The organism is Stenotrophomonas sp. 22LJNL06-5-1 (assembly GCF_056861455.1).
On record NZ_JBSPUE010000007.1, the window covers coordinates 315,428 to 321,546 of the forward strand.

General features: G+C 67.5%; 5 protein-coding genes. 3 read left to right on the forward strand and 2 right to left on the reverse strand.

The window, feature by feature from the left end; genetic code table 11:
- Positions 1–13 precede the first annotated feature (13 nt).
- The gene (gene tatA / locus AC13GF_RS16480) at positions 14–241 is read right to left on the reverse strand and encodes a Sec-independent protein translocase subunit TatA (protein WP_005420453.1); all 228 of its coding nucleotides are present in this window, start codon (positions 239–241) and stop codon (positions 14–16) included.
- A 75-nt stretch (positions 242–316) separates the two neighbouring features.
- Complete coding sequence (locus AC13GF_RS16485) at positions 317–1,210, reverse strand: lipid-binding SYLF domain-containing protein (protein WP_483005328.1); 894 nt, start codon at positions 1,208–1,210, stop codon at positions 317–319.
- Positions 1,211–1,375: 165 nt separating this feature from the next.
- On the opposite strand from AC13GF_RS16485, the gene hemH reads away from it, so the two are divergent.
- The 3 genes from hemH to AC13GF_RS16500 all read left to right on the forward strand — a co-directional run bounded on the left by hemH (position 1,376) and on the right by AC13GF_RS16500 (position 5,585).
- Positions 1,376–2,338, forward strand: coding sequence for a ferrochelatase (hemH, locus tag AC13GF_RS16490; RefSeq protein WP_483005329.1), 963 nt, complete (start codon positions 1,376–1,378; stop codon positions 2,336–2,338).
- A complete protein-coding gene (locus AC13GF_RS16495; RefSeq protein ID WP_483005330.1) occupies positions 2,335–3,189 on the forward strand; it encodes an alpha/beta fold hydrolase in 855 nt (284 codons plus the stop codon). The genes hemH and AC13GF_RS16495 overlap by 4 nt, the downstream gene beginning before the upstream one ends.
- Before the next feature lie 290 nt (positions 3,190–3,479).
- Entirely contained in the window at positions 3,480–5,585 is a 2,106-nt protein-coding gene (locus AC13GF_RS16500; RefSeq protein WP_483005331.1) for a methyl-accepting chemotaxis protein, read from the forward strand.
- The last annotated feature ends 534 nt before the right edge of the window (positions 5,586–6,119 follow it).

A 6,119-nucleotide genomic window follows, 5' to 3' on the forward strand; every position in this document is an offset into this window, starting at 1 on the left:
CAACCGCTCCGGATCAGCGAGCGTTACGGTCGTGCTCGTCCTGCGCGGTGCGCGAGGCGTCCTGGCTGCGCGACTCATCGCCCAGCTGCGCGTTCGGCTTGTCCTCGTCGCGCATGCCCTTCTTGAATTCCTTGACCGCCGAACCGAGATCCTTGGCGCCGCTGGTCAGGCGCTTGGTGCCGAACACCAGCAGGACGATGGCCAGCACGACCAACCAATGCCAGATGCTGAAACTGCCCATAAAGACGCTCGTTACGTTAGTGATCAGGCTGTCGAGCATAGCGCACCGGGTGTTAGCCGGCGCGCGTGACGAAAGTCAGTTTCCGCCCAGCGTTTCCGTGCGGATTTCGCCGTCGTTGACCGGCTGGAAGCCCTGCTGCTGCGGCGGCGGGGTCTGCGGCACGTTCTGCAGCGGCGCGGTGGTGGCTTCGGCGGGGGCGGCAGGCGCTGCCTGAACAGGCGCCGGAGCAACCGCCGGGGCCGCTGCCGGACGCGGCGCGTTGCCGCCGTTACCACTGCGGTTGTTGCGCGCGGCGTAGGTGGCCTCTTCCAGACGGTCGCGGAACGTGACCACATCCATCGACGGCGAACCGGCGGCGCGGCCTTCGAAGATCATGCGCGGCGTGGTGTTGCTGCCGTAGGCGTCCAGATTGGCGGCATCATCGATCTGCAGCACCGCACCATCCAGGGCAACGCCAGCAAACAGGCCGCGGGCGCGGGACCAGGACCAGATCTCGGCCTTCAGCTGGCCGTCGGTGGCAGCAGCGGCATTGCGGCCGACCGGGCCGGCGGCGACACCGGCATCGGCGCCCAGCGTGAACTTGCCGTTGACCAGGTTGTCCAGGCTGCGGTCGTTGCGGAACACCAGCACCACATCGGAAGACTGCACACCGGCCTGGAAGCCGATGCTGCCGCCAGTGAGCTTCACGAACACCGGATTGGACCAGGCGCCGTTGGGCATGCGTACCGACATCAGGCCATGGCCACGACGACCGCCAATGACCAGACCGGCCTTGATCGTGTCGGGAATGACGATGACCGCGCGGCCTTCGTCGAGCAATTTGTCCGGAATACCCTGTTCAGGGATTTCCTGGATTTCAGCCAGCACGCGCACGGCATTGCGGGCACGCTGGTCTTCCTGCGGTCCGGCCATGGCCTGGCTGGACAGCAGGCTGGCGGCGATCAGCAGGGCTTGGATCGGGCGACGCATGGCAGGCTCCAGAAGTCAGTCCATAGGAAGATATAGCAAGTGACTGAAATTAGTAGTGTTGTCATGAATCCCCAATGAGCGTTCCCTGCTCACATTGATGCGCGCTATGCCTGCAATCCGAACCCTGCATCCCGGCGCGGCACCGGATCGGCGACAATACCGCTCATGCTCGACGCACCCGATACCGCCGTGCTGGCGGTCAACCTAGGCACGCCCGAGACGCCGACGGCCCCCGCCGTACGCCGTTACCTGGCTGAATTCCTGTCCGACCCCCGCGTGGTCTCGATCCCGGCATTGCTCTGGCAGCCGCTGCTGCGTGGACTGATCCTGCCGCTGCGCAGCAGCCGTTCTGCAGCCAAGTACGCCCAGGTCTGGCTGCCGGAAGGCTCTCCGCTGATGGTGCACACGCGCCAGCTGGCGCAGGCCATGCAAGCGCTGTTGCCGACCCTGAAGGTTCGCCATGCAATGCGCTATGGCGAACCGGCGCTGGCCAGCGAGCTCGACCGCCTGGCGGCCGACGGTGCGCGCCGCATCGTGGTGCTGCCGCTGTACCCGCAGTACTCCACCACCACCACCGCCTCGGTCGAAGACCGCGTCGATGCCTGGCAGCGCCGCAATCCGGGCGTGACCGTGAGCCTGGTGCGCGACTATTCGGTCGATCCGGGCTGGGTCGACGCCGTGGCCGGCTCGATCCGCCGCTACTGGGAACAGCACGGTCGCGGCCAGAAACTGATGTTCTCCTTCCATGGCATCCCGCAGCGCCTGGCCGATGCCGGCGATCCGTATCCGCAGCGCTGCGAGGCCAGTGCGCAGGCCATCGCCAAGGCGCTGGAGCTAGGCAGGGACGAGTGGCAGATGGGTTACCAGTCGCGTTTCGGCCGCGAGCGCTGGCTGCAGCCCTATGCCGAACCCAGCCTGTGGGCGCTGGCCGAATCCGGTGTGAAGCAGATCGACGTGGTCTGCCCCGGCTTCGCCACCGATTGCCTGGAGACGCTGGAGGAAGTAGCGATGGGCTTCACCGAAACGCTGGCCGAGCGCGGCGCGACGATGCGCTACATCCCCTGCCTCAACGCCGAACCGGAGCACGCACGTGCGCTTGCGCGGCTGGCCGTGGCCTCGCTGGCATGAGTCTGCAACCGTTTGAACTGGAGGTCGGTGGCGCGCGCGTCGCCGGCCTGCGCAATCACGGCGATGGCCCGCGCGTGCTGGCCCTACACGGCTGGCTCGACAACGCGGCCAGCTTCGTGCCGCTGGCGCCGCATCTGTCATCGCTGCAATTGGTGGCGATCGATTTGCCCGGCCATGGCCACAGTGCACATCTGCCGGCCGGTGCCAGCTACACCACGGCCGCCGCGATCTGCCACGTACTCGACGTCGCCGATGCACTGGGCTGGGACCGTTTCAGCCTGCTCGGCCATTCGATGGGCGCCGGCATCGCCAGCCTCACCGCCTCGGTCAGCGACCGTGTGGAACGGCTGGTGGCGATCGAAGCACTCGGCGGCCTGCGTGGTCCCGAGGAAGAAACCGCCAACCGCCTGCGCGAGCATGTGAATGCCACGCGCGCCCTGGCACGCAAGCAGCTGCGCGTATTCCCCGACCTCGCCGCGCCGATCCGCGCGCGGATGATGACCAACCAGCTCAGCGAAGGCTGCGCACGCCTGCTGGTCGAACGTGGCGTGGAACCGGTCGAAGGCGGCTACCGCTGGTGCAGCGATCCGCGCCTGATGCTGCCCACCGCGATCCGCCTCAGCGAAGGCCAGATCGACAACCTGCTGCAGGCCATCGCCTGCCCGACGCAGGTGATCTATGCCACGCCGGCACAGTCGTACTATCCCGAACCGATGCGCAGCGATCGCCTGCAGCATCTGCGCGATGGCCGTCTGGCGGTGTTTCCCGGCAACCATCACCTGCACATGGAAGATCCGGAACAGATCGCAGGCGTGATCCTGCGCTTCTTCAGCAACGACAACGCGGGCTGAGCGAAGGCACCGGCGCGCTTCACTCTGCGCGTCTGCGGCCGATACATCAGTTGCGGGCCCCTGCGTCCGCAGCACGCAGGTCCGGTCGGGCCTGCGGCGTGTGTCTGGTTCTGCAAGGAAGTCCGCATGCCTGCTCCACTGCACCGTCACCCACAGGATGTGGCCACGGTGTCCCGTCTCCGCGTCGCTGATCGCGTCGCATTCCCCGAATTCCCGGCTCGCGCCCTGGTCACGCACTCCTGCGTGCGCCGCGGCGTGGCCGTTGTCGTTTGCTGATCCAGGAGTCGCCGATGTCCGTTGCATCCTCCCGTCCCCCCGATACCGCCCGCCTGCCGCATCTGCAGCAGCTCGCGCACCGCGCTGACCGCCGCCTGCTGATCGGCAGCGCGGTACTGGCCCTGGCTGGCCTGGTGCTGGCCCTGCGTGGCCCGCAGGTGCAGGCCGCCGCATTGGCGGCCGTCGCCGTGCTGCCAGCCGCGTGGTTGGGTGGACCCCAGGCAGGCCGGGCCATCGCCCGCAATGGTCTGGCACTGCTGTTGTCGCTGCAGCTGGCCGTGTTGTGCGCGATCGTCAGCCTGTCACCGGCATTGCCGATTGCCCTGCTGCTGGGCGTACTGCTGGGCCACCGCGATCGCCTTCCGGTGTGGCTGGCCGGTGGCGTCGGTACGCTCGCCCTGCTGGCACCGCTACAGGGCGGTGCCGCGCTGTGGTCGACGCTGCTGCAGGCCGGCATGTTCGCGGGCCTGACCCTGTTCCTCGGCCAGGTCGCACTGCGCCTTCGGCAGCAGACCGAGGCCCTTGGCCACGGCCCGCGTCGGCTTGCCGCACTTGCACGCGACATCGCCACCGGTGCCGATCTTGGCGCGCATGCCGATACCGGCGCCTATGCGCCGGGTTCACTGGCCCACGCCCTGGCCGACACTGCGCGCCACGTGCAGGCCCAGCGGGGACGCGAAGCCGCGTCGCATGCCGAGAACGCGCAGATCCGCCAGGCGCTGGATGCCTCGCGCACCGCAATGATGATCGCCGACAACGACCATGTGATCCGCTACGTGAACCGCTCGGTGGTGGCACTGCTGCGCAACCAGCAGGCGACGTTGCGACAGGCCTTCCCCGATTTCGACGCCGAGCGCCTGGTCGGCAGCAGCATCCATCGCTTCCACGCCAACCCGGACCGCATCCGCGCGATCCTCAACGGTCTGCAGGTCACGCACAACGGCAAGGTGCAGATCGGCCCGGTGCACTTCGCGCAGGTGGTCACCCCGGTGTTCGACGCGCAGGGCGTGCGCCTGGGCTTCGCCGTGGAGTGGCATGACCGCACCCACGAGCTCGCGCTGGAGAACGCCGTGGCCGGCATCGTCGCAGCGGCAGCGGCCGGTGATCTCGACCAGCGCCTGCAGGCCACTGAAGGCGCCAGCTTCCTCGATGGCCTGACCGGTGGCATCAACCAGCTGCTCGATACGCTCGGCAGCACCGTCAACGACGTGCGTCAGATGCTCTCGGCACTGGCCAACGGCGATCTGGATCGGCGCATGCACGGCGAGTATCACGGCGCCTTCGCTGCCATCCAGCGCGATGCCAATGCCACGGCCGGGCAGTTGGCACGCATGGTCGGCCGGATCCAGGAATGTGCGGCGTCGATCAGTACCGCCGCCAGCGAGATTGCCGCCGGCAACGGCGCATTGTCCGAGCGCAGCGAGCGCCAGGCCGCGCACCTGCAGGAGACCGCAGCATCGATGGAGGAACTGACCGCCACCGTGCGCCAGAACGCCGCCCATGCGCGTGAGGCCAGTGCATTGGCGGCCTCCACGCAGAGCGCTGCCAGTGACGGCAATACGGCCATGCAGCGGGTGGTCGATACCATGCAGGCCATCGAAGGCGCCTCGAAGCGGATCGGCGACATCACCGGCGTCATCGATGGCATTGCCTTCCAGACCAATATCCTGGCGTTGAACGCAGCGGTGGAGGCGGCACGCGCCGGCGAGCAGGGCCGAGGCTTTGCCGTGGTGGCCAGCGAGGTGCGCGTGCTGGCACAGCGTTCGGCGGCGGCCGCACAGGAGATCAAGAAGCTGATCGACGAAGCGGGCCGGCAGGTGGGCGAAGGTGCCCAGCTGGTGGCCGACGCCGGCCAGCGCATGCAGGGTATTGTCGGCGGCGTGGAGGATGTCAGCCACCTGATGCGCGAGATTTCCGCAGCGTCGCAGGAGCAGTCGATCGGTATCGAGCAGATCAACCAGACCGTGGTGCAGATGGATCAGGCCACGCAGCAGAATGCGGCGCTGGTGGAAGAAGCAACCGCGGCAGCACGCGAGCTGCAGTCGCAGGCGGGCACATTGACCGAAGCAGTCTCGGTATTCCGCCAGCAGGAACCCCTCGAGGTCTCGCGGGCCGCCTGATCCGGGCCTTCAATTCGATCCTGATCAAGACGGCGCCCGCAGGGCGCCGTCTTTTTATGCGTGGCCTGCCCCTGGTAGTGCCGGCCGCTGGCCGGCAACCGATTGCTGTGTGGGCCTGCTGTTGGTAGCGGCCAACCTTGGTTGACGCCGCTGCTCCTCGCAGGGGGTATCCACGCATAGCGTGGATCTACCGGGCGATGTAATGCCATCGGGTTGCCGGCCAGCGGCCGGCACTACCCGGTGTTTACCGCGCACAAAGTTGCCGGCCGCTGGCCGGCAATCGATCGCTGTGTGGGCCTGCTGTTGGTAGAGGCCAACCTTGGTTGGCACCGCTGCTCCTCGCAGCGGGTATCCACGCATGGCGTGGATCTACCGGGCGATGTAATGCCATCGGGTTGCCGGCCAGCGGCCGGCACTACCCGCATTTACTGCGCGCAAAGAAAAACCCCGCTGCGTGAGCAGCGGGGTTTTGGGTGTAAACCCTGGCGATGACCTACTCTCGCATGGCTTGAGCCACACTACCATCGGCGCAGC